This window comes from Peribacillus sp. NPDC055009, assembly GCF_053608705.1.
In genome coordinates, this window is sequence record NZ_JBSGVZ010000002.1 from 307886 (window position 1) to 333773 (window position 25888).

The 25888-nt window shown below is 39.2% G+C and carries 19 protein-coding genes and 1 pseudogene; 9 read left to right on the plus strand and 11 right to left on the minus strand.

What is annotated here, in order from left to right:
• Window positions 1-47 precede the first annotated feature (47 nt).
• The 3 genes from ACWF5P_RS05315 to ACWF5P_RS05325 all read right to left on the minus strand — a co-directional run bounded on the left by ACWF5P_RS05315 (window position 48) and on the right by ACWF5P_RS05325 (window position 2957).
• Window positions 48-890 carry a DegV family protein gene (locus ACWF5P_RS05315; protein WP_452444685.1) on the minus strand — a complete coding sequence of 281 codons (843 nt, stop codon included), beginning with the start codon at window positions 888-890 and terminating at the stop codon, window positions 48-50.
• A gap of 193 nt (window positions 891-1083) precedes the next feature.
• On the minus strand, window positions 1084-1767 hold the full coding sequence (locus ACWF5P_RS05320; protein ID WP_101223770.1) for a response regulator: 684 nt from the start codon (window positions 1765-1767) through the stop codon (window positions 1084-1086).
• Window positions 1768-1814: 47 nt separating this feature from the next.
• On the minus strand, window positions 1815-2957 hold the full coding sequence (locus ACWF5P_RS05325) for a sensor histidine kinase (protein ID WP_101223771.1): 1143 nt from the start codon (window positions 2955-2957) through the stop codon (window positions 1815-1817).
• 615 nt (window positions 2958-3572) lie between these two features.
• Between ACWF5P_RS05325 and ACWF5P_RS05330 the strand changes: the two genes are divergently transcribed.
• Window positions 3573-4208, plus strand: a complete 636-nt coding sequence (locus ACWF5P_RS05330; protein ID WP_402943445.1) for a YigZ family protein — start codon at window positions 3573-3575, stop codon at window positions 4206-4208.
• 178 nt (window positions 4209-4386) lie between these two features.
• Complete coding sequence (locus ACWF5P_RS05335; protein ID WP_101223773.1) at window positions 4387-5409, plus strand: LCP family protein; 1023 nt, start codon at window positions 4387-4389, stop codon at window positions 5407-5409.
• A 164-nt stretch (window positions 5410-5573) separates the two neighbouring features.
• Here ACWF5P_RS05335 and ACWF5P_RS05340 read toward each other — a convergent pair whose 3' ends face one another.
• The 3 genes from ACWF5P_RS05340 to ACWF5P_RS05350 form a co-directional block, all read right to left on the minus strand.
• The gene (locus ACWF5P_RS05340; RefSeq protein ID WP_452444717.1) at window positions 5574-6683 is read right to left on the minus strand and encodes a glycosyltransferase family 4 protein; all 1110 of its coding nucleotides are present in this window, start codon (window positions 6681-6683) and stop codon (window positions 5574-5576) included.
• Window positions 6684-6771: 88 nt separating this feature from the next.
• Complete coding sequence (locus tag ACWF5P_RS05345) at window positions 6772-7875, minus strand: glycosyltransferase family 4 protein (protein ID WP_230176141.1); 1104 nt, start codon at window positions 7873-7875, stop codon at window positions 6772-6774.
• An 18-nt stretch (window positions 7876-7893) separates the two neighbouring features.
• Entirely contained in the window at window positions 7894-8637 is a 744-nt protein-coding gene (locus ACWF5P_RS05350; RefSeq protein WP_434168115.1) for a WecB/TagA/CpsF family glycosyltransferase, read from the minus strand.
• A gap of 111 nt (window positions 8638-8748) precedes the next feature.
• Here ACWF5P_RS05350 and ACWF5P_RS05355 point away from each other — a divergent pair, with 111 nt between their 5' ends.
• Genes ACWF5P_RS05355 through ACWF5P_RS05365 form a run of 3 tightly spaced genes read left to right on the plus strand, consistent with a single transcriptional unit; the run spans window position 8749 to window position 12901 of the window.
• Window positions 8749-10179: an O-antigen ligase family protein gene (locus tag ACWF5P_RS05355; protein ID WP_434168116.1), complete on the plus strand. Its 1431-nt coding sequence runs from the start codon at window positions 8749-8751 to the stop codon at window positions 10177-10179.
• A 4-nt stretch (window positions 10180-10183) separates the two neighbouring features.
• Window positions 10184-11710 carry a murein biosynthesis integral membrane protein MurJ gene (gene murJ, locus ACWF5P_RS05360; RefSeq protein ID WP_434168117.1) on the plus strand — a complete coding sequence of 509 codons (1527 nt, stop codon included), beginning with the start codon at window positions 10184-10186 and terminating at the stop codon, window positions 11708-11710.
• A gap of 24 nt (window positions 11711-11734) precedes the next feature.
• On the plus strand, window positions 11735-12901 hold the full coding sequence (locus tag ACWF5P_RS05365) for a glycosyltransferase family 4 protein (RefSeq protein WP_101223778.1): 1167 nt from the start codon (window positions 11735-11737) through the stop codon (window positions 12899-12901).
• Window positions 12902-12938: 37 nt separating this feature from the next.
• Here ACWF5P_RS05365 and tagH read toward each other — a convergent pair whose 3' ends face one another.
• The 5 genes and pseudogenes from tagH to ACWF5P_RS05390 all read right to left on the minus strand — a co-directional run bounded on the left by tagH (window position 12939) and on the right by ACWF5P_RS05390 (window position 20870).
• Window positions 12939-13736, minus strand: coding sequence for a teichoic acids export ABC transporter ATP-binding subunit TagH (gene tagH / locus ACWF5P_RS05370; protein ID WP_101223779.1), 798 nt, complete (start codon window positions 13734-13736; stop codon window positions 12939-12941).
• Window positions 13737-13753: 17 nt separating this feature from the next.
• Window positions 13754-14551 carry an ABC transporter permease gene (locus ACWF5P_RS05375; RefSeq protein ID WP_101223780.1) on the minus strand — a complete coding sequence of 266 codons (798 nt, stop codon included), beginning with the start codon at window positions 14549-14551 and terminating at the stop codon, window positions 13754-13756.
• A 3-nt stretch (window positions 14552-14554) separates the two neighbouring features.
• Window positions 14555-15760 (minus strand): annotated as a pseudogene (locus ACWF5P_RS05380) (CDP-glycerol glycerophosphotransferase family protein); the annotation flags it as partial.
• A 139-nt stretch (window positions 15761-15899) separates the two neighbouring features.
• Window positions 15900-17438, minus strand: coding sequence for a glycosyltransferase family 2 protein (locus tag ACWF5P_RS05385; RefSeq protein WP_452444686.1), 1539 nt, complete (start codon window positions 17436-17438; stop codon window positions 15900-15902).
• Window positions 17439-17540: 102 nt separating this feature from the next.
• Window positions 17541-20870: a CDP-glycerol glycerophosphotransferase family protein gene (locus tag ACWF5P_RS05390; RefSeq protein WP_452444687.1), complete on the minus strand. Its 3330-nt coding sequence runs from the start codon at window positions 20868-20870 to the stop codon at window positions 17541-17543.
• Between the two features lie 926 nt (window positions 20871-21796).
• On the opposite strand from ACWF5P_RS05390, the gene tagD reads away from it, so the two are divergent.
• From tagD to ACWF5P_RS05410, 4 genes are all read left to right on the plus strand, one after another.
• Window positions 21797-22195, plus strand: coding sequence for a glycerol-3-phosphate cytidylyltransferase (gene tagD, locus ACWF5P_RS05395; protein ID WP_057278149.1), 399 nt, complete (start codon window positions 21797-21799; stop codon window positions 22193-22195).
• Entirely contained in the window at window positions 22188-23351 is a 1164-nt protein-coding gene (locus ACWF5P_RS05400; protein ID WP_452444688.1) for a CDP-glycerol glycerophosphotransferase family protein, read from the plus strand. The genes tagD and ACWF5P_RS05400 overlap by 8 nt, the downstream gene beginning before the upstream one ends.
• Window positions 23352-23631: 280 nt before the next feature.
• Window positions 23632-24672 (plus strand): C40 family peptidase, encoded by a 1041-nt coding sequence (locus tag ACWF5P_RS05405; RefSeq protein WP_101223785.1) that lies wholly within the window; start codon window positions 23632-23634, stop codon window positions 24670-24672.
• 285 nt (window positions 24673-24957) lie between these two features.
• Window positions 24958-25884, plus strand: coding sequence for an LCP family glycopolymer transferase (locus ACWF5P_RS05410; RefSeq protein WP_101223786.1), 927 nt, complete (start codon window positions 24958-24960; stop codon window positions 25882-25884).
• Window positions 25885-25888: the final 4 nt, after the last annotated feature.

The following is a 25888-nucleotide window of genomic DNA, read 5'->3' on the forward strand; positions in this document are numbered from 1 at the left end:
TGCTTCATAAAAAAAACACCTTCCACTTAGGAAAGGCGTTAAATAGCTTAAATTTTATACCAGCCCATCCCCATCGAGCCTTCGCCCAGATGCGTTCCGATTACTGGACCGAAGTAGCTGATGTCGAACTCGACATTCGGGAACCGGGCTTCAAGTTCCTCTTTCCAGTCTTTAGCTTCACTTTCCCGTTTTGCATGAATGATGACGGCTTTATATTTCTCGCCGCTCGCCGCGTCTTCTCCAAGCAAATCGGCAATCCGTTTCATCGCTTTTTTTCTTGTACGGATTTTTTCGAATGGGACGATGACCTTATCAACAAAATGGAGAACCGGCTTCACTTGAAGCAAACTGCCAATCAATGCTTGAGCACTGCTTAAGCGTCCCCCGCGCTGCAGATGGGAAAGGTCATCTACCATGAAGTATGCCCTGACCGATGGCTTCATCTCTTCAAGCCTGGCCATGATTTCTTCTGCACTTTTACCATCAAGTGCCATCTTTGCCGCCTCGATCACATAAAACCCCTGTACCATGCAGCTGATCTCCGAATCAAAGGCATGAACCTTAATTCCATCGACCATTTCACCCGCCGATACCGCTCCTTGAAACGTTCCGCTGATGCCGCTCGATAAATGAATGGAAATAACATCATCATAGTCTTTTTGCAGCTCCTCGAACTTCTCGACAAACTTCCCTATTGGAGGCTGTGAAGTGGTTGGCAATTTCTCCTGCCTCTTTACTTCCTCATAAAACTCATCCGCAGTGATATCAACTTCCTCCCGATAAGCTTCATTGGAAAAAATGACATTAAGCGGCATCATATGTATATGTAAACGATCACGTATTTCCTCAGGTATATATGCAGTGCTATCTGTTACGACTGCAGTTTTCATAATAGTACCATCCTTATAAAAATTTACTTCATATCATACTCACCATTCTATCTGAAAATGCATTTTTTTGCATTAAATTGCTTTCTCCATTACCAAAAATATGAATCCAGTTAGTCATCCTTCCTACAAAAAAAATCCAGCCCTTCAGCACGCATTGCGGAATCTGAAGAGCCGGACTTATCGATCGTTTTAATTACTTCACTTCTACCCAGCCGTTTTTGATAGCTAGGACAACCGCTTGTGTACGGTCATTCACATTCATCTTCTGAAGAATGTTACTTACATGGTTCTTGACTGTTTTTTCACTGATATAAAGAGTTTCACCGATGGCACGGTTGCTTTTACCATCCGCTAAAAGTTGGAGCACTTCACATTCGCGTCGAGTCAATAGGTGAAGCGGCCTCCTGATTTCTATTGTATGTACGGAATCACGATCAGCACCCTCTTCAGCTGCCAATCGGCGATATTCCTTAACCAAGTTATGGGTCACCTTTGGATGAAGGTATGATCCGCCTTCAGCTACTACTCGCACAGCATCAATCAACGCATCCGCGTCCATTTCTTTCAACAGATAGCCTTGTGCTCCTGTTTTCAATGCGTGCTGTACGTAGTTTTCATCATCATGAATGGAAAGGATGATGACTTTTGTTTCAGGGTAACGGTTCACGAGCATTTTTGTCGCTTCGACCCCATTCATGTTCGGCATGTTGATATCCATGATAACAACATCAGGTTTATGTGTTTCAACGAGATCCATAGCTTCGCTTCCGTCATCACCCTCGGCAACAACATCAAAGGATGATTCAAAATCTAATATGCGCTTTACGCCTTCACGGAAAAGCTGATGGTCATCGATAATGATGATACTAGTCTTCAACGGCTTCTTCCTCCTAGTTTCTATTTAAAAAGTCTATTCTCTATCGTTTATATATGGTAGGGAATTTGTATAAATACTAAAGTGCCTGCCCCTGGTTGTGAATCTATCGTCATTTCACCTTCCAGTAGCTCGACTCTTTCTCTCATTCCTACCAAGCCAAATGAACCTTCTTTTTGAATCGAAGAGTCAAACCCCTTTCCATCATCCTTGACGACAACGGTCACCATCTCCTTGGAAATGGACAGTTTAACTTGAATCTGTTTTGGGTCCGCATGCTTCAATGAATTTTGTACTGCCTCTTGAACCAGCCTGAATAAAGCGACCTCCATATCGGAAGGAAGCCTTTTGACCTGCCCAAGATTGACGAAATTAAGATTCACGCCATTATTATAGTCTTCGGTCGTTTGCAGGTACTTTCTGAGGGTAGGAACTAGTCCTAAATCATCAAGCGCCATAGGACGAAGGTCATAGATGATTCTGCGCACTTCATATAAAGCATTCCTTACCATGACCTTTAAACTGCGGATTTCAACTAACGCTTCATCAGGGCCTCTCTCCCGTTGCACTCGTTCTATCAGATCTGAGCGCATCATGACGTTTGCCAGCATTTGCGCCGGCCCATCATGAATTTCACGTGAGAGCTTTTTACGTTCCTGCTCCTGGGCTTCGATTATTTTCAGGCCGAAGTCCTGTTTGCGTTTCGCTTCTTGAAGTGCTTCCCCGACAAATTTAAGATCCTGTGTCAAATAGTTCTGTACTACCGATATTTGCGAGACGAGATGCACCGCTTTATCGATTGTCTGCTGTAAACCCCTTAACCTTAACTCAAGCTCATCCCGGCGATTACGGAGCTCTTTCTCCAATTGCCGGTTAATTTGTAAATCGACTTGTAGCTTATGTGCCCTTTCATAAGCATCGCGTACCTGTTCTTCAGAAAAATGGTTGAAGTGCATACTGACTTCTGAAAGCCTTTTTCGAGCAAACCTGGCTTTTGAATCCAGTGCATCGCTGTCGGTTATCACAATGGCAACCCTGATTTTCACATCATCAAGCTCTTTTGATAATGACTCGAAATCCTTTCGGCATTGTTCGCCGATATCAAAGACTTCGTCCTTACTTTCACTAACAGTGCTCACCATTGTTTCTAAGATCTTGTCCAATGCTTTAGCATCAACCTTTTTTATGGACATTAAGATCCCTCCACTTACCAAAAGACTTAAACAATTTATTGTCTTAAAGACTATGTATATGGAAAAAAGTTCTTTTCCTTTTTCATGAATGGTTAAATTTCAGGAAACTTTTGTATGAAGTAACCTTCATGAACATATTGTACCAAAAAAAGTTTAAAAATACGTTAATTTCCTTTTATGATTTCCATAAAATGTACATATTTACTATACATCTCATATTCCCGGCCATTAAGTCTGCCTTTTAAAGGCAGAAAGCCATTTCTATTATCCTAATACAAATTATCCTTTTCAATCAAATGGGATATTCCGCTCCATTGATTATCATATGAAACAGATGCATTTATTAAATGGCAAAATCCTTGAAAAGAGAGGACACGTTAAGGTAAAGCCAGGATAATGGCACAGAACCCATGTTTTTCCTACAATGTTATTCTTTTAAGCATATATGACCAGCTAATAACAATAACAGGCAATGAAATTAATTATAACACGTACAGCTTTATCTTATATTAAAGTTTCTTTACACATGCGGTATGTAAATGAATCGTCATTGCCACTTTTTCCGCAAAGCCTTATAATAAATCAACTAATAGGAAGTACGAAGGTGGAATAGTAATGCTCACTCAATATTTAACGGTGGCAGGTCGCGGCGAACATGAAATCGTCATTGAAAAATCGCGTTTTATTTCCCACATCGCCCGGGTTGAAACCGAAGATGCCGCACAGGCCTTTATCCAGGAAATCAAGAAAAAGCACAAAGATGCTACACATAATTGTTCAGCCTATATGATCGGGGAACAAAATCAAATCCAAAAAGCCCTCGACGATGGGGAACCGAGCGGAACGGCAGGCGTCCCTATCCTAGAAGTGCTTAAGAAAAAGGATCTGAAAGACACCGCAGTTGTGGTCACACGGTATTTTGGCGGCATCAAACTTGGTGCTGGCGGTCTCATTCGCGCTTACAGCAAAGCGACTTCAGAAGGAATAAATTCCACTGGTGTGGTCATTAGAAAACTAATGCGTGTCATTTCGACAACCGTCGACTACACCTGGCTTGGAAAATTGGAAAACGAATTGCGATCTTCCATTTATCAAATAAAGGAAATTCAGTACCTTGATCAGGTCAATATCCTTGTATATGTCGAGGAAACACAAAAAGAGACATATACCGCTTGGATTACAGAGCTGACAAATGGCCAAGGCCACATCACTGAGGAAGAAATGCTTTATTTGGAAGAGGAATTCTCCTGATATACTCCTGCATATTTTTCCTTTTTTATGCTGTAATATAATTGAAAAGAAATATTTATTTTACGAAATTATTAAATCATTGTAAAATTAGGTGTAATAAATGACGAAATATAAACTGCAGGATTCGAAAAATAGCGATATATGTCTGATGTTCGTTATTTAAAAGGAGAAGAAAAAGATGTCTACTACTAGGCGTGTTTATAAAATTAAAAAAACAAAGAAAAAAAGGCGAAAGAGGCTTTGGTTATTGCTTGTTCCCCTGCTGGTACTTGGTCTGGGTGCTTCTACTTATGCTGCAACGCTGTATATGAAAGCCCAGAATGTATTCAATGATTCCTATGACCCTGTGGAAGCATCAGCAAAGCGAAGTGCAGCAATCGACCCGCTCGAAGATAATTTCTCCATTCTTTTCATCGGAATCGATGATAGTAAGGAACGTGATTTTAAAGGCAACTCACGCTCGGATGCTTTAATTCTGGCCACTTTCAATAAAGATCAGAAATCTATAAAACTACTAAGCATTCCCCGTGATTCCTATGTGTACGTACCAGCCAAAGGCGTAACCACAAAAATCAACGCTGCCCATGCTGCCGGCGGACCAAAAGCGACGATGGACACCGTTGAGGAGTTACTCGATATCCCTGTCGATTATTATGTTCGCATGAACTTTAATGCTTTCATCGATGTCGTGAATTCATTGGACGGTATCGAAGTCGACGTACCTTATGAATTGAATGAAATGGATTCAAATGACAAGAAGAATGCCATCCACCTTGAAGAAGGAATACAGACCGTTAATGGTGAAGAAGCATTAGCGTTTGCACGGACACGTAAAAAGGACAGTGATATCCAACGTGGTGAGCGTCAGCAGGAAGTCCTGAAAGCCATCATCGCCAAAGCAACCTCGGCTGGATCACTAACGAAATATACGGACGTAATGGAAGCTGTCGGTGACAATATGACAACGAACCTTCAATTCTCACAAATGAGAGGTTTCATAAAATATGTAACTACCGATAAAGGCCTTAATCTTGAAACCATCAAACTTGAAGGTCAGGATTCTACCATTAGCGGAACCTATTATTATCAGCTGAACGAAACATCATTAGCAAACACTAAGCTGTTGCTTCAATCTCACTTGAACCTGGGACCAGCTGAAGCCACTCAAACTGAAGCAGTTCAATCACAAATACAAGAATAAAGTGAAACCCCCACTCTTTATGAGTGGGGGTTTCCTTTTTTGCTATCTTTGCGCCCCCTCCAGTTAGGAGCAAAAAAGCCACCAGCCGTATCATTAAACGGTTGGTGGCTTTTCATATATACACTAGCGAATTTAGCTAATCTAGTAATCTATTTCCAAAATGATCATGGTTTGTTTTTAAAGTTAAGCATCTTGAGCAACGGCTGATAGTTTGAATTGACCAAACCAATTTTCTCCACAAAAATTTCTATGATCAGCAGGAGTCCCGTTACAAGTATCAAAGCTCCCCACACTGTTGCAAATTGAAAGATTATTGCCGCTAAGCCAAAGCAAGCAGCTAAAGCGTAAATGAGCAATACAGTCTGCTTATGAGTGAATCCCAAGTTTATCAAACAGTGATGTAAATGGGATTTATCAGCAGCCGAAATTGGCTGTTTATTGACGACCCTGCGGATAATCGCGAAAAATGTATCCGAAATGGGCACACCCAAAATGATGATCGGTACGATCAATGAAATCATCGTAACGTTTTTAAACCCTTGCAGGGACAGAACGGCAATGATGTAACCTAAGAATAATGCGCCTGTATCTCCCATGAAAATCTTTGCCGGATGAAAGTTATATTTCAAAAAGCCAAGAGTGCTTCCAATCACGATCAATGCTACCATAGCAACAAATAGGTCCCCTTTAATAAGGGCCATTGTTGCAATTGTCACTAATGCGATCGTTGAGACACCGCCTGCAAGACCATCCAGTCCATCTATTAGGTTAATTGCATTAATGATGCTGACAATCCACAAAATGGTTATCGGTATACTTAAAACACCAAATTCAAGTGTATCTATAAAGAACGGCAAATTGATGAATTCCACTTCAAGACCGCCCCATAATACGATAATGAGGGCAGCCAAAACCTGGCCCAGGAATTTGGGTGCAGCTCTTAATTCAAAAATATCATCTGCCATCCCGATCAAAATGATGACAAGGGCTCCCACCAGAAGGGGCAAATGCTCCCAAAAATCATTCATGAGGGGCAACTTCTCCCAAAAATCATTCATGAGGGGCAACTTCTCCCAAAAATCATTCATGAAAAGCAAGAAAGTAATGAAAAAACTCAAAAATATAGCTAAACCGCCCATGCGCGGCATAACTTTACTATGCACTTTTCGCTCATTCGGTTTATCGGTAGCTCCTAATTTAAAGGCCAGCTTTCCGACAAAAGGAGTCAAAAAAATGGATAATAAAAAGGATACCAACAAGGCCCCTATTAACATCAGGAACGACATCAAAAACCACCTCAATTCAACTAAAAATCTAATACCCGTAACGATCTATAAGAAAACCTATATATAAATGCTTATTTTAATTTTTCATCCTCAAATAAACATTATATACGTTATTGGCTAAAATCTCTATAGAAAAGTTGTTTTTTGCAAATTTTTGTAAATCCGCCCCTATCTTTGTCAGGTTGCCGGATTTTTTTAATTCTAAAGCATTGCAGATGGCCAATTTCAGCTGTTCGACATTGCCGATATCCGTAATCCAGCCCTTGCCCCGATCGGGAATCAATTCCTTTACACCGCCGACATTACTTGTGATTACCGGAAGACCCGATCTTGCTCCTTCAAGTAAAACCAGTGGAAAACTTTCGCTTAAGGAAGTCAATAATGTGATGTCCCCCAACGGGTAGATTCGATCTAAATCTTCACGATACCCTAAAAAGTGCACGTGATCTGATAATCCCTTTTCCGAGACCATCTCTTCCAAAGCGGATCTCCTGCTCCCGTCCCCTGCAAGCAACAGCTTTACATGGGGGAACTCTGATACAACTTCGCTTAATGCTTCTAAAGCAAATTCATGACCTTTCACCGGCTCAAGCCTTGCAGGCATGATGACGATGAAATCGTCTTTCCCAAACCCAAAATCTTCTCTTTGAAATGGGAAAGGCAATTCCTTTTCAAAGTCAATTCCGTTTAGGATCTTTGTTATTTTGGACGAATGGATTCCTTGGTCAATCAAGTCCTGCTTAAAGCGGTCGGAAACTGCCAGTATATGATCGGCATATTGAAATGACCTTACATGAAGGCCCGTAAACAATTTTCCTTTTACACCCTGCCCCAAAAAGTCATGATGGGGTGAACTGTGAACAGTAAGAAGCCAAGGGCATTTAACGAGGCGCTTTATAAAGGCACCATATATATTCGCCCGCGGACCATGTGTATGGATGATGTCTATATTATTTTGACGGATAAAGTCCCTTAAAGGTTTCAAAATTGAAAGGTCATATTTGGAATGTTGCCTGAAAAGTTCGGTTTGTATCCCAGAGGACATGGCCCGCCGGTAAAGTTCACCATCTTCAAATAAACCAAGCAAACACTCCTCTTTATTCAATTGGTTCAGTAAGGACATTATATGAAACATACCGCCGCCGGTTTCATTACCGGCGTTTAAATGCAAGATCCTCATCCAGTCCACTCCTTATGTTCAGGAACGCTGCACCGATTTCCTCAATCGCCTAACCTTTAATACGAATCTTGGCAGTGCAAGCATCCGTTTCCACCGTGAAGGTTGCTGGATAAGTCGGTACAACCATTCAAGACGCATCTTTTGCCAGAAAACCGGGGCGCGGTTCACCTTACCCGCAAGTACATCAAAGCTCCCCCCAACTCCCATGAATAACCCTTTATTGAATAACTCATAGTGCCTGGAAACCCATTTTTCCTGCCTAGGGAACCCCAATGCAGTCAAAATGATGTCAGGTTCAAGTTCCGCTATCGACTTAGGCAGGGTATCATCCTTGATATCAATGTAACCATGATTGTATCCGACCAACTCGAGACCCGGGTATAGTTCTTTTACTTTCAGGGCCGCCGCTTCAATCACGTTTTCCTCCGCTCCAAGCATGTATACCTTGAGCGCTCTTTCATCAGCGACCCGAAATAATTCATTCATCAAGTCGAATCCTGTAATCCGCTCTTGTAAAGGTTGATTTAGCCATTTAGAGGCCATAATAATACCAACGCCATCCGGAGTGATGTAATCAGCAGATAAAATTATGTCTTTATAATCCTGATGTTCATTTGCATACTCAACTATTTCCGGATTTGCCGTAACGACAAACGTTTTTTCCTGATTCATCAATCTTGGATATATCATTCCATTCATGAATTCATCCATATTGCTATCAATGAATGGTATGGATAGTATCTCAACAAACTTTTCTGTCATTTCACTTCAGCCTTTCATATGTACTATACATCTAAAGGGTGGGGTATTATTCAAGAAATTTTTTCATACACATCATAGAACGTGATTTTTGATTCAAAGGTGGTTAATCAATTGAAGTTTCTAGAAAAACAATCGTTACCCATTCTATTACTGTGCCTGCTCGTCCCATCTGCAGTGCCTCACCCTATCGCCGGTTACTTGGCAACGGCGTTGATGCTCGTTTTTATCGGTATAAATAAAAAAAACCTGTTATTAATTCTATTCATTTATTTCCCTGCCCGTCCCTTATTTATGGAACTGAATAGCGGCTTAACCTATACAGGTGACCTGATCATCCTCACCTTATTCATTTCTTTGCTTATTGAAAGATTCAAAAAGAACGAATGGCAATTTTCGAAATATCATTTTACTGCGCCATTTTGGTTGTTTTGTTTAATTGGCGCCGCAGCTGCACTCATGAACGGAGTGGGAATCCTCCCCATCATATTTGAACTTCGTGCATTGCTTATCACATTCTTGCTTCTTTACATTATCGGTGAATTAAATCTAGAAAGAAAGGATATCTTTCGCTTTTTGAAGGTAATGCTAATATTTACAATCTTACTTTGCCTGCATGGCATAGTGGAGAAAATCTTTTCTCGTACGATCCTGCTTCCACACTCATGGGAAATGTGGAATCTTTCGCCGACAAACCGGATGAGGATTTATGGAGCACCTGCCAATCCCAATGTATTCGCCTTATTCTTAAGCATTCAGTTATTCCTTAGTTTCTTTCTATTTCAGTCGATGAAAAAATATAAATGGATCGTCTTTCTTGCTGCCATCCTGTTTTCCGGAACGTTACTGCTTACCTATTCACGGGGCACGATGATTGCATTCGGGTTCGCGGCGCTTGTCTTTATGATATGGACCAGAAATAAACCATTTTTCAAATATGCTGTAGGAGCATTTTGTCTCGGCCTGCTTCTTATTTATTACCCAGCTTTATTTGCATCAAGTAAAGTGGAGGTGTCCGCATCGATTCCCATGGAAAATGTGATAATCGGCAGCACCCCCTCTACTGAACACGAACATGCCCTTTCCAATCGTTTTTCAGATATGTTCTCTGATAAGACACTGCACCAGAGTACAGAGTGGGGCCGGTTATATGTCCTGATCAAGGGAATTGAGATTTTCAAAGATCACCCGATAATCGGTACAGGGTTAGCAACCTTCGGAGATTCTGCCACACTATCCTTTTCCTCACCAATTTATCGGGAATATCAAATTGGTGAAAGGATGTATACCGATAATCAATATATCCAGATTCTGGTGCAAACTGGTGTGCTGGGCTTTCTTGCGGTTCTTGCATTCATCTTTTTCACCTGCCGTACAATCCTGAAATCGGAAAATGGCACTTTGGCAGCGTTCACCATCTGCCTGATGTTGGCCGCATTATTAGCAGGACTTTTCTACAATATTCTCGAAGATAAAATGTTTACGCTGATATTTTATAGTTGTTTAGGATTCTGTTTACAGAAGGACATCATATTAAAGGATTGAAAATATGCCTACTCTTTCACATGTCATTAAATCGGTCGGGCTCGTCACTATTATTGCTGCCATTGGAAAAGTCCTCGGATTCGGGCGGGAATCGATCATAGCCGCCTATTTCGGGGCATCATCGATGGCAGATGTTTTTTTCGTGGCAAGCCTTATACCAACCATTCTTTTTACGGCTATCGGCAGCGGTCTTCAGGCCGGCGTTATCCCCATTTACTTGGAAAAGAAGGCGGATAACCCGTTGAAAGCTGATGAATTCATCAGTGTTTTAGGTTCTTTCTTTATGCTGGTTGCCGGAATCCTGACCATTGCCTGCATGATTTTCATAAAGCCGCTCGTCGTGTTGACGGCCCCGGGTTTCTCTGATTCGGAACTGGTCCTGACGGAGTCACTGACCCGGATCATGCTGCCAAGTTTACTATTTTTCACGCTTTCTTACATGGCGACGGGGGTCCTCAATGCGAATAAGCGTTTTATTCTGCCAGCACTCACTTCAACTGCACAAAACACGGTAATTATCGCAGCTACCGTATTGTTGGCTGCTCCGTTTGGGATTGAAGGGTTGGCTTGGGGGTTTGTGCTCGGTGCAGCAAGCCAGTTCCTTATCCAATACCCATCATTGAAGCAGTACGGTATCCGGCCCATCGTCTCTTTCCTGCCTCATAAACGGCAGATCGCACAAACACTGTACACCTTTTATCCAATCATTATCGCCGCTTTGGCGATCCAGTTGAATAGTGTCGTCGATCGGATTATTGCGACCTCGCTCGAAACCGGAAGCGTCTCGGCCTTGAACTATGCCAATCGCCTGCTTTGGCTGCCATTAAGCATTGTCCTCACGCCGCTGATTACCGTATTGTACCCTTCAATCGTCGAGCGCGCGCTTATAGGCTATCAATCTTTCCTTAATTTGACCTTAAAGGGGTTGAAATCGCTGTTATTTTTAGCGATTCCGTTCATGGTCGTCATGTTAATCAGCGGAAACAGCTTAATCACTCTGGCTTTCCAACGCGGGGCTTTCGATGCTTCAGCAACCGAAATGACTTATAGGGCATTCGTCTTTTATTCTGCCTGCCTCCCATTCTTTGCACTGAGGGATTATTTGATGAACGCTTTCTACGCCTTGAAGAAAACGAAAGTGGCGATGTATTCCTGCTTGATTGCCGTATTGCTTAACGTCCTGCTCAGCTGGGTCCTATCACGTTATCTCGGCGTCGGCGGAATCGCTTTAGCATCGGGCATTTCCATGCTCCTGCAATCTCTCTACCTTTTCGTCTACCTATGGCTGAAGACAGCAAGAGCGGACAAGGCCGCTTTCAGGGATGTTTTTCAGGAAAGCAGCAAGCTTACCATCATCGGAACCGTCATTTACGGAATGGCTCTCTGGGTCCACCCGCTTACCCTAAAGTTGCCCATCATCATGGAATTAGTGTTCATATCGCTGCTAGTATTCGGACTATATCTCGCATTATCCATTCTTTTTAAAGTAAGCAGCCTGCAAGCTCTGAAAAGAATCAGATCATCAAATTAATGCATTAGAAGAAGGAGTGCCACTATGGACATTTTAATCACAACGATTTTCAACTACCCTCATGAAGGAGGGCTATCGAGTCATATCACTACGTTAAAAAAGGGGTTAATTTCACGGGGCCATAATGTGGACATTTTATCTTTCTCTCAATTACACCCTTTCAAGAGGAAAATGCTCGCCCAGGCCCCAGGATTTTTATTAAATAAAGTAAAACAGGGTAGCGGCCAGCTTTTCAATGACCGGCAACGCCAAAAATTGTTGGCTTCATCTATTAAAGCCTTGAAAAAGAACTATGATGTCATTAATGCTCAAGACATTTTCGCAACGCTTGCCTCCATCGAATCCGGGATACCGACGGTGCAAACCGTCCATGGGTATTATTCATTCGAGGCAGTCAGCAGGGGCGCCCTTCTTCCGGATAGTGAAGAAGATTTGATCATTCGCGAACTAGAAAGGAAAGCTTATCAGTCCGCTGCAAAAGTAGTGACGGTCGATCAAAGGATCAAAGACTATATCAATCATTTGGCACATATAGAAGCGGATACGATCAAGAACTTCATTGACGTGTCTGCTTTCAAACCCGAAAGCGCAAAGCGGGAGCAAACTCGCCGGGACTTTCAAATACCGCTACATAAAAAGATGCTTTTCGTTCCGAGAAGAATGACGGAAAAGAACGGTGTCATATACCCGCTTCTTTCTCTGCCGGAGGTGCTGGAAAACCATCCTGAAACAGTATTGGTCTATGCAGGGACGGGTGAACAGCGAAGCCGGCTCGAGGAAACCGCAGCCAGGCTCAAAATATCAGATTCCGTACTTTTTCTCGGTTCAGTGCCGTTCGAGAAAATGCATAACCTCTATGAAGCATCGGACATCGTACTCATCCCAAGCGTTCATTCCCACGGGGTGGAAGAAGCGACTTCCATTTCTGCCTTAGAAGCGATGAGTTGCCGCTCACCCGTCATCGCAAGTGCAATCGGAGGTTTAAAGGAGATTCTCATTGATGGAGAAGATGGTCTGTTAGTAGCGGAAAAAAATGAAGACGCACTTGCACAAGCCATCTCCAACCTGCTTAATGATCCTGAATATGCAGCAAATTTAGCTGCGAAAGCAAGATATAAAATGGAAAGCGAATACTCCCACCTTTCAGCTGCCGAGCGGTTTGAGAAAGCTTATGAAAAAGTGCTTAACTAAAAAAAGCAGACCCGTAGCCCGGGTCTGCTTTTCACTTTCATACCAGTGCTGAACTGCGCCTTTTCATTTGTTCTTCACGGTATTTTTTCTGTTCTTGTTTAGACATGGCGTTATATTCTTTTAAGAATGCTTCATATTGCGGCATTACTTCGTTCATGGCACCATATGCCTTTAACTCTCCATATTCAAGCCATAAAGCCTTTTGGCAAAATTTCTTCATCTGACCGATTGAATGGCTGACAAAGAACATCGTTTTTCCTTTTGCCTTAAATTCGTTCATTTTCTCTAAACACTTCTCAGCAAAGTTTTTATCCCCGACTGATAAGGCTTCATCAATAATCAGGATATCTGGATCGATATGCACGGAAATGGAAAAACCAAGCCTGGACTTCATGCCGCTTGAGTAGGATTTCACCGGTTGGTCAATGAACTTACCAAGTTCCGAAAACTCAATGATCTCAGGCTCAAGTTCTTTGATCCGATTTTTATCGAATCCGAGCATCAGCATTTTCAGTTCGATGTTTTCTCTGCCCGTCAACTGATTATTCAGGCCCGATGCAACGGCAATCAAAGCCGTTTTCCCGTTAGTTTGGACATTTCCGTCCGTGGGTGGGATGATGCCGGCGATAATATTGGACAATGTGGACTTACCTGACCCGTTGACCCCGACAAATCCTATTACATCGCCCTTTTCCGCTTCAAAACTTACATTCCTCAGAGCAAAGTACTCTTCCCCATAGCTTTTGGGCAAAAGAAGATCCAATAATTTTTCCGAGTTTTTATTATATAATTTATATTTTTTCGTTATATCTTTGACAATTACCGATTTTTCCAATTTTTCTCACTTCCAGTTTACTTAAAGTCAACAAAGCGATCTCTAAACCTGACATGCAGCGAGGAACCTATCAAAAATAAGATGATAACGACTGCCCAGAAATAAAGGGTATATTCCCAATGCGCTATTAGATACCATGATTCCCCCAACAATGAAGCCCGATACCCTTCCACAATATAATATAGCGGATTCAGCTTCATGATGTTTAGTATGATAGGGTGCTCCTTAGCATCCAATACCCAAAGGATTGGTGTTAAATAAAACAAGACTTTCATTAAGGACACGATTATATTATGAACGTCACGAATAATGGTTGATAATGTTGAAGAGATTAACCCAATTGAAAATAATAGCAAGACCGTCGCGGCAACATAATACGGCAGTTGTATGATATAAACTGTTGGAAGGTATCCAGTAAAACCTAATAGGATGATGATGACTCCCAGCAGCATGAGATGCTGATACAACTTGGCAAAGATGACGTACGATGGAATTACACTCATCGGAAAGCTCATCTTGGATACCATATTCAGTCGGGAATAGACGGATTTGGACGTTTGGGTTATCGAAGGATTCACAAAGAACCAGACAACGATCCCTGCCATCAGCCATGGAAGGAAATTTTCCCCGCGATTTAGGATTATAAATCCGAATACAAACCAATAAATCGCAATCTGTATCATTGGATTGATGATTTCCCATAAGACTCCCAGGTAGTTATTGCTGTTGGCACTTTTCATCTCATAAACAGATAAACGCCTTACCAAATAAAAATTATTGATTTGTTCTTTTAAAACGGTCAAAGCTGAACTCATAAATTACACAGACCTTCCTAAAAACACTTTTTCTACGACACGGCGTGAAGCCTGGCCATCCTCGAGTGCACAAAACCGCTCGTGAAAATGATTGATATCATTGGTATTTTCATATTTCATCGTCTTGATACTATCAATGACCGCATCAGATGTTTTGACTAACAAACCAGGTGCACTCTTTTCGAAATCAAAGTAAAAACCGCGAAGCTTGTCCCTGTAATTTTCAATATCATATACATAGAAAAGCATCGGACGCTGTAAATTTGCGTAATCAAAGAATACGGAGGAATAATCAGTTATTAATAAATCCGAAATAAGATACAAATGACTAATATCTTCGTAACTGGATAAATCATAAGCGAATCCTTGATACGCCGATAAATCCAAGTTCTCGGAAACCAAGTAATGAAGACGGAGCAAAATGACATACTCCTCCCCCAATTCCTGTTTCATTCGATTCAGATCGAGTTTTATTTCAAACTTATATTTTCCCTTGCTATAAAACTCATCGTCCCTCCAAGTTGGTGCATATAAAACGATCCTTTTCTCTATTGGTATACCCAACTTCTGTTTCAATGAGTCGATTGTATCACGATTATTCCCATTGTAAAGTATATCATTGCGAGGATAACCGGTTTCCAGAATTTTAGCAGTATCGACATTGAAGGCACGTGCAAAAATTTCACTTGAATAAGCGTTCGGTGAAATTAAATAATCCCATTTACTTGATTCGGCATGGAAATTTTCTTTATATTTATCCGTCGTTGTTCCAGGCATATGAACCTCATTCATATCCGCCGCAAGTTTCTTTAATGGAGTACCATGCCACGTTTGCAGATAGATCGTGTGCTTCGGCTTCGGAATCCAAAGCGGGAGCCTGCTGTTCGTTACCCAATACTGGGCTCTTGTCATTTTGAGCAACCAACTAAATGAAAAGCGATTGAGATATGGGATGCCTGCCTCTTCGAAATGAGCTGTATATCTTTTATCTACGCTCCAATACATTTTATATTCAGGATGGTTACTCTGCAAGTATTCATAAATCGCCCGGGGATTGCAGCTATACTGCTTGCCCAAAAAGCTCTCAAAAATAACCAGCTTCCGGTCCACTGGCAATACTGTCCCCACCAATGCAAAGGCCATTTTATATCCTCTTAAAATAATTGCTTTAGCCTTATTTTTAACTAGCGATAGAAAGGAAGGTCTCTTTGAGGTTTGTATTTTTTCATTTGACATATCCGATCTCCCTTTTTATTGATTAATGATAAGTGAACCATGTTAATAAATCGAATTAAAAATAAGCTCGCCCAATAGAAGGGAGAGCTTATTTTTGGTGTGCTTCTAACAGCTACTCCAAAGACTTTATTGCCAGTCCCAAATTATTTGCCACTGTTGTATAAAACTCCACATTTTTCTTATTATACGTCATCTTATTTTTCAGGATCCTTTTAATATTCACCAATTGATAATCATTGTAGCGAATGAACAACGTAAATAAGGACTTTTCCATTTTATCAATTTCATCCAATGAAACAGTGAAATGGCCTCTATTACCTTCTATTTGAACTCCGCAATTGATTTCATTGTCGATTCTTGTCCTATCACGTATCAATACAGAATCTATGTTGTTTATATCATCACCATAAATCTCAAACCTTTGGTGGTAGACATTATCCATAATATAAGAATCCAGTGCACGGGCAAGCATCGGTATCCTGACAAAGCGATATTCACCTTCCAGAAATGGAAGTTCGTAATAAGGTAAACCATCTTTTATATGATATTTTTTATTGGAATCTCGCTTTAACCATTCAAACAACTTTATGAAATCATCAACACGATCCTCCATGAATAATTCAAGTGCCAATTTATAAATAGGTACTTTAAATTCATTCTTGAAGTCATATGACAAGTTTTTCGCTGTTTCGACAGCTTCCTTTAATATTTCTATAAAATCTTCTTTATTCTTGGATTTCACAAAGGTTTGACTGTCGAACGTTTTTACAATATCGTACTCATAAATCCGGTTAAGAGCCACCTTTTTCAATTCAATGGCAATATCCTTGGATTGAATATACTTTATTATTTCAATATCCGCTTTCCTTTTGTCCAACACATTCGTGACACGTGTTAAAGAAGAGGGGTTTTCAGACGTTCTATTGACATAATAAATAGGTTTTTTAGTAGTTGATACTGCTCTAACTTTAAAGAAAACATCAGTAAAAAACCATTTATCCTCACCGAATTTCATATTCGGAAAACCAATTTCATTTTCTTTAACCATAGGCAGATTCATCATCCTTGCCGTTGGACCCATATGATAAAAAAAGTGCGGAACATCCAGAGGGGTGATGCTTCTTCTTTCTTTAATGGAAGCAAACTCACCGATGACGCTCTCTGACCCGGATTCTACTTTTACCGTTTTGCCCACCACATAATCATCACCGGTTTCCTCCAGGATGTTATAGAGGCTTTCCAATCCATCATGTGCAAGCCAGTCATCCGCGTCTAAAAAAGTTATATATTTGGATGTTCCCAATTCTATTCCAATGTTTCTCGGAGTCCCGGGTGACCCATTATTTTCTTGAAGGGTAACTGAACAGATATTCTTATATTTGGCTGCATACTCTTGAATGATTTTATTGGTGCCATCTGTCGAACAATCATCAATAATGATGTATTCAATCTGATCAATACCGATGGTTTGATTGATTACTGATTCAATCGTTTTTCTGATGAATTTTTCAGCATTATATGCAGCAGTGACTACCGTGACTTTTTTTTCTTTTCCTAAAAATTTATTTCTTAAGCTTACAGGACTATTTTTCAATTGAATATTACCGCTCTTTAAAAGTTCCCTCGCTTTTTGACGTACCAAGAAATTCATACGATTCCTCTCTCCTTTTATGTCTAGAGGTAACATAGACGTTTCGACTTGGGCAGCCAAATTCACCAGTTACTTAAGCAACAATACCCTTTATTTTAGGAATCAATCATTAAAAAATTTATCCACGATTCTCCGGGTAGCTTTACCGTCCTCTATTCCACAATACTTCTCTCTAAATAAACCATATCTTTCTTTATATTGCATGTTTATATCATCGATATTGGTAATAGTTTCGATAATCTCCTCAGTTGTACTTAAAAATGGACCTGGTGCTTCCTTTTCAAAATCCATATAGAATCCACGGATGTTATCTCGGTAATCTTCCAAATCATAAGTGTAGTACAAAATCGGCCGAGCAGTATTAGCAAAATCGAACATTACTGAAGAATAATCCGTGATCAATATATCAGAAATCAGGTAAAGTTCCTGAATATCTGAATAATTGGATACATTTATCACGAAATCCTCAAATTCACTCGGGATGCTTAGATTATTACTTATAACAACATGCATCCTTAACAACAGGATATATTCATCCCCTAATTCTTCCTTCATTCTTTCCAAATCAAATTTCAGTTCGAAAATGAATTTATTGTTTTTTGAAGTTTGATTATCCCGGAATGTAGGAGCATATAAGATGACTTTTTTTCCTTTTGGTATCTTCAGTTTTTCCATCACTGACTTGGAAATCATTGAAGCATCTTCCCTGTAAAACAAATCATTTCTTGGATATCCCGTTTCTAAAATTTCCCCTTCATACTTGAAAGCGCTTCTGAATGCATTGGATGCGTATGGACTTGGTGATATTAAATAATCCCAAGTTCTCGTTGCACCATGCACTCGATCTAAGTACCCATCGTCTCTTCCCTGAATATTATCTATATCAAATAGCATTTTTTTCAAAGGGGTACCATGCCAAGTCTGGATATATGTCGTTTCCTTCCTTTTGCTTAAATAGGTAGGGAAGTTTTGATTATTTATCCAATAACCTGCTTTGGCTAAATAATAATAGTATTCCGGACTTAAGCGTTTAATCAGCTTTGTGTTCTTACCTTTTATTGGTAAATTACCATTATACACCCAAACTTTTTTATATTTATTATCCCTTTTGACCAGTTCTTCATAAATATACTTCGGGCTATCGGCGAATTGCTTCCCTATCCCACTTTCAAAAAGAATAAGGTTCCGGTCAACCGGGATAACCTTGGACATGATTTTATAAACCTTTTTCATGACAGGGAAATACTTATCACTTTTCCTGAACCGATTCATAATGAGTTTCGATATCGGATGGTTATATAATTTAATTATTGAATTTTGATCTTTTTCTGCATTTTGAATCACTTCGAATATCCTTGAATTAGAATGGACATCGCGATATTTAATAAAACGATTGGCCTTATCCATATACTTTTTCTTCATGACAAAATCAGTGTTGGCATATTCGGCTAATACACCTAACAATTCATCCAATTCATCAACGATTTCACCCGGAAGATCGTTATCCAAATCCAAATGTGACGGTCTTTTCCCTATGAAACGGTCTCTATCAAATTGATAGTAAATTACCGGTTTATGCAGGAAACTAAAATCAAACGCTACACTTGAATAGTCCGTGATCATAATCGCGCTTTCCTTAATTAATCTTTGGACATCCACTTCACCCTGACTGATCACCCTGACAGGGGCATCCTTGAAATAAGACGTGAACTTCTGCATATTAGGGTGAAGGCAAAAAATGATTTCGAATCCATTGTTTTTAGATAACTCATGTAAAACCGGGTGATTCACTAATTTCTGATACCTTTCAAAATACTCGCTTTCCAAAAAGATTTCATCGGATGTAATCCAATCTCTCCATGTTGGAATGATCAATAATTGCCGCTTAGTTAAAACATCATCCTTGAACAGCGAGTCGAACCTCGAAAGTCCCGTCGTGAATACTTCTTTTTCGTTGTATCCAAAATCTGTTACAATCATATCCTTTTCGAAATCTGAACTTACCAGAAAAACATCCGTACTAAAGCCTGAGACTGCATTTTTCCCGTAGTTTGCCACCATATTCTTCGTGCCCATAACACCATGTTGAAGAAATACCTTAACTCCCTTAACACGATTTTTAAATTCAGAAGTTCTTAAAGGATATAAATAATCCGGATGATGTGATGAAATGATACGGGTCGATTCCATAGTCTTTTTAATATGATCCTTTGATTTGAAATAAAGTATATTTCCAAAGGGCTCGACGTTCTTGGCTTCCACTGAATTTTCTTCTATTACATAATACACTTCTTTTTCTGGGTGATTTTCCCTCATATATTTAAAAAAGTGATATCCGGTATCCTGGGCTTTATACGTTCTTTCTCCAATTAGCCAGACATCCTTTTTCTTTTTAAATAAGGCCAAAAACCGCCTCCACCCCATCATCCTTTTTAAATATCGATAACTTTCCGTAGAGAAGTTAAACACTTCCAATGATAAATTGGATGCTTTAAAGGTATAGTATGGATTGACGATAGCAACTCCATTATTCGAGCTGACATCGGTCTCTTTAGTAAATAATTTAGTTCTGGTGGTTGGTCTTCCGACGCGTACCATTTTCGGCTCTTCCTGATCATGCAAATGTAATTTCATGTAAATGTCATATACATCATCTTCCAAATCCGCACTGACTAATTGTTCTAAATCCACTCTCAAATCATATATATAACGATTCAGTCCATATTTCTTAATATTCATTTCCTTATTATGAATAAAAGAGATATTTGCCTGATATTCTTTGTCACTTTGTCTTCCTTTTACAAGGCCCTCACCTTTTATGATCCTTGAATGCTTGGTGAAAATTTGACCATTAATTTGCATGGCCTTCGATTTGCTTTTGATTTTTTCAATTTGAGACTTAATCGAAATTTTAGGGGTTTTATTGAAGTAAAGAGATAAATTCCCTTTATTTGTTATAGAGAATATACTTTGTTTATCTTCATAGTTATAAATACTCAAATTGTTCATGTGCGTTTCCTGGAAACGCCCTAGACGAATTGGATATTCGATATTAACCTGTTCGTTCTCTTCTACATATTCAGCTTTATGCTCGATACTAAGTATCGCTTTTTTGCTCAGCTTTTCAACTGGAACGGAAACCTTTATATAACAGTCATAAACAGTCGGTTCATCACCGTCTAATTTCCGCATTAAATCTTTCAAATCTACTTTAAACTCAAATTTAGATGAACTCACCGACTCGGCTATTTTTATTTTTTGATCTTCGTAATCCCTAGAATATAACCATAGTTCTTTTGCGCAATAATGTTCTATTGAAAATTCACCTTTTATCAACAGTGTATCTTTCTCTTGCGCAATGGTCAGAACTTGTTTCAGCTTAATTTTAGGAGTTTTTTTTGCTTTCCCTTTTCCAAGAAGCTTTTTAATCATTTTAGACCACCTATTACAAATTATTTAAATAAAAACGAATCATTCAATGTACTTTAAAATCATAAACTTTTTTAGGTTTTTCCTCAATATCATTAACAGACAGGCGAACTGCCCATATATTTACTATAAATCCTCTAATGAACAAAAAAGACAATATTGGTTAGTACATAATCGAAAACAAACATACTAAAACTTAAAAACATTCGTAAATATAAGACTTCCAAGAAAGTACTGCCGTTCTTCCATGTTGCCAGAATGGAAAGGGAATAGCAAAAACAATTCTCTTAATTGCAAAGAAGTCTTCATGACATCAAAGTTAACGCTTTCAAATCAATACTTGCACTTCATTAATTGGATACTTAAAAAATGTTAGGCGATAGATTTATGGCTAATATATGCCCATCATCTGTCCTTCATACAATTCTGTCGCTTCACCTTCACTATTAGAAAACAGGGATTAATGAAGCTCCTCTAGTTGTTCTCTCCTAAACGTGGTAAAATTGTGAATGGCTTATTCTGATTGCAGCAAGAATAATAATTTTTCTTATCAATCGTTCATCAGCTTACTTTAAGTAAAGTGAAGAGAAATTATTTTTAAATACCATTCAGTATAAACCATACATTCATATAGACACCTTATTATGCCCTACAAAATAGTCAACATTTAATTTTAGCTTAAAAAATAATATTTACAATAATCATCAATGTAAAAATTGTGGTTTATTTGTAAAAAAATTGTGGTTTATTTGTAAAGCTATTAAGTTATAATTAGTTAGAGAATGCCATTGCCTAAAAATATAGGAAAACAACAAGCAGAAATTTAAATGCTAGTTGCCTGTTTTATTGTTCCATTTCATATTCTAATAGACCAAATATATATTAATTTGATTGAATAACAGTTTAAGAGTCTTAAAGGAGGAATAAAGATGAAGAAAGTAATCACTTACGGAACCTTTGATTTGCTTCATTGGGGTCATATCAATCTATTAAAACGCGCTAAAGATTTAGGGGATTATCTGATCGTTGCCATTTCCACGGATGAATTCAATGCTTTAAAAGATAAAAAAGCTTATCATAGTTTTGAAAACAGAAAAATGATCCTTGAATCAATCCGCTATGTGGATGAAGTCATACCGGAAGACAATTGGGAACAAAAGAGGGAAGACATCGTTCGTGAAGGTGTAGATATCTTTGTAATGGGCGATGACTGGAAAGGCCAATTCGATGAATTATCCGAAGTTTGTGAAGTGGTCTACCTTCCAAGAACTATCGGCATTTCGACTTCCCAAATTAAAGATGACCTTTTACAAGTTACTAATGGCTAAAGAATTCGCGATAGGGATTTATCTTTTTTGTTTCAAAGTTTTATTCTCTATCTTTAAACTTTTCCCTTTATATGACAAAACGACCTTTGTCACATCATTCGGGGACAATTGCCAATATATCGCAGATGAAATGGACAAGCAGGACATTTCCGTTCAAAAAATATTTTTAATGAAATCGAGCAGTTCCATGCAAGTTAAGGACGATGGGGAAACCATCGTCCTTCCGTTTGAATCAAAAAATATCATGGCCATGATCCGATCGATTTATCATCTGGCTACATCAAAATGGATCATCATCGATAATTATTTTGGCTTTCTTTCAGCCATTGCATTCAAAAAGCAAGTGACATGTGTCCAAGTGTGGCATGCAGCCGGTGCCGTTAAGCAATTCGGGGCAAAAGACCCTTCCATTCAAAACCGCTCAGCCGGTGCAAGGAAAAGATTTTTTGAGGTATATAACAAATTCGATTATGTTACGGCAGGTTCAGAGAGAATGGCCGAGATTTTTCAAGAAAGTTTTCAACTGCCGGCATCGCATATCCTAAGGACAGGGATACCTCGGACCGATTTCTTTTTCAATGATGAATCAAAAAGAAATGCCCGCAATGCTTTGCTGGACAGGTATCCAGAACTTGAGCATAAGAAAATCATGCTGTATGCCCCTACATTCCGTAATGACGGTTTGAACAGCGGAGAGATTGCACTTGATTTGGAATTGCTCTACAAGGAACTTCAGGGCGAAAATTATGCGTTATTACTAAAACTGCATCCAGCAGTTAAAGCAGAGCATGATTTACAAGATAAATTCCCGGGATTCATTTATCCTGTCGATAGTGAATTTCACGTTAACCAACTGCTTATCAGTACGGATCTTTTAATAACCGATTACTCATCGATACCATTTGAATTCTCTTTCTTGGAAAGACCCATGATATTCTTTGCATATGACTTAGAAAAGTATGTGCAGGAACGGGGATTCTGGGAGGATTACTCCTCTTCCATGCCCGGACCCGTGGTATCTACCACAGTAGAGCTCTTAAAGAAAATCCGTGCCGCCGATCATTCATTACTGAAGATCGCTTCCTTTAACCAAAAATGGAATGAATACTCCACAGGAAATTCAAGCAGGAATTTAGTTGATTTCCTTTTTAAATAAAAAACCCACTTCGTTTTACGAAGTGGGTTTTCATTTTTTAAACGGAAATGCGCATCCAAAAACAGGGTTATTTTTACATATAATTACAAAAGAAAACACAAAACCCCTCAATGTGAAAAAAGACTCACAATATAGAAAATATTGTAGATTACATTACTCAAAGTTCGCCAATATAAACCAGTAAAATACTACTATTTTCCCCTTGTAACAAAAATGTAATATGTTTAAACCTGTTTATTTTGTTAGAATAGGGAAAAAGACATATTAGAGGTGGAAAATTGTGAAAAAAAGTGTTGTCGCATTTTCGACATTAGCCATTTTATCTTCGACTTTTGTTTCTCCTGCCCTTGCCGGTACATATACTGTCAAAAGCGGTGATAACTTAAGTAAAATCGCCCAGAAGCATCATACGACGGTAAAAGACTTAAAACAGCTTAATAACTTAAAATCAGACTTTTTGAAAATCAATCAAAAATTAATTACACCCAACTCCAAAACAACATCCAATGCTTCTTCAGTTTCCGTGAAAAAAACAAAGAAAACCACATATACCATTGTTTCAGGTGACACCTTAACCAGGATAGCAAACAAGCATAACCTTACACTTGCTGAATTGATGAAACTGAATAACTTAAAATCCGATAGAATTTATGCAGGTAACAAACTTATCGTATCTAAATCAACCACTACCACTACCATTGATTTACCCGGCAGCTCCAAACCATCCAATGTTACACAGACCCCAGTCAATTCGTCTACATACATTGTGGTAAAAGGTGACACTCTTTCCAAGATATCCAGAAAAACCAACTTGACTGTAACTCAGCTTAAATCAATCAACTCTTTAAAGTCCGATTTAATCAGAGTGGGTCAAAAGCTAAAACTAAGTAAATCGGCAAGTACTGCCCCAGCGGATAAAAACGATGAGGGAAAAGTGGAAGCCCCAAGTTCGGGGAACAAAGTGGCCAAGCTCGTTTCCGAAGCAAAAAAATTAATTGGTACACCATATTCGTGGGCGGGTTCCTCCCCATCAGGTTTCGATTGCAGCGGATTCATTTACTATACATTCAAGAAGGCTGGGTATGACGTGCCGAGGCTTTCATCTTCCACATATTATGATATGGGTAAAAAGGTTACTTCACCGAAAAGCGGCGATCTTATATTCTTTGCAACGGGTTCCAATAAATCAGTGATAAGCCATATGGGAATCTACTTGGGCGGCGGGGAATTCATTCATGCCTCATCAAGCAAGGGAGTAACAATCAGTACTACTTCAAACTCTTATTTCAAGAGTAAAATCATCGGTTATAGAAGTCTATAAGATTTAATTGCCAGACTTTCCCTTAAAGTCTGGCAATTTCATGTAAAAGAATCATAGCATCCTTTTCAGAGGTTACTATTAACGAAACATTCTAATGTTGTACTAACGAAGGAATTCGGTTTCTCTGGAATCCTTCGTTTTTTTGGATGAAAAAAGGTAAATATGTACTCTAAGTACAAAAAGAAACTATTCTATTTTTGACAAAAAAAAGGTATAGTTAAAAATACCGACTAGGTACTTTTTCACACCTTCCATTTTGTGGGATGGTTAAGGGAGGAATATAAAATGAGATCCGAACATAAAAAAAAGAAAAAGAAACGCAAAACGTTTAAAATAATCGGCTTCACCCTTTTAATCCTTTTCATTGGCGCAGGTGTTTATGGCGCTTCAGTTTATCAATCATTAGCTGGTGCGATCAGCACTATGCAGGGGACAGCCCATAAAACGGATAAACGGGTAGAGGACATCAAGTTCAAGAGCAAAGATCCATTTTCATTGCTGATTCTTGGTGTGGATGAAAGAGAAAATGACTCAGGTCGATCAGATACGATGATTGTCATGACGGTTAATCCTAAAAAAGAATCGATCGAGTTATTGAGTTTACCGAGGGATACGCGTACAGAGATCATCGGTAAAGGTATAAATGATAAAATGAACCATGCCTATGCATATGGCGGAGTTGCCATGTCGATAAATACAGTGGAAGCCTATTTGGATATTCCGATTGATTATTACGTCAAAATGAATATGGAAGGCTTTCAGGATATTGTGAATGCTGTTGGTGGCGTCACAGTCGATAATGATATGGACCTTGCCTATAAAGGCTATACTTTCAATAAAGGCACAATAGACTTAAATGGTAAAGAGGCCTTGATTTATTCCCGAATCCGTAAGGAAGATCCCCGCGGGGATTATGGACGGCAAATGCGGCAACGCCAGGTTATCCAAGCTGTCATGAAAAAAGGGTCAAGCCTATCGACACTTACCAATTATGACGATATATTCGAAGCTTTAGGTAAAAACGTGGAAACCAATTTAAGTTTCAATGAAATGTTGAGCATCCAAAATAACTACAAATCATCCCTCAAAAATATTGAACAATATACACTTGAAGGTGACAATCAACGGGTAGATGGCGTTTGGTACAACATCGTTCCGGAAGATACAAAGCTCGAAGCCCAAAATCGTGTGAAAACGCATTTGGGATTATAAGAAA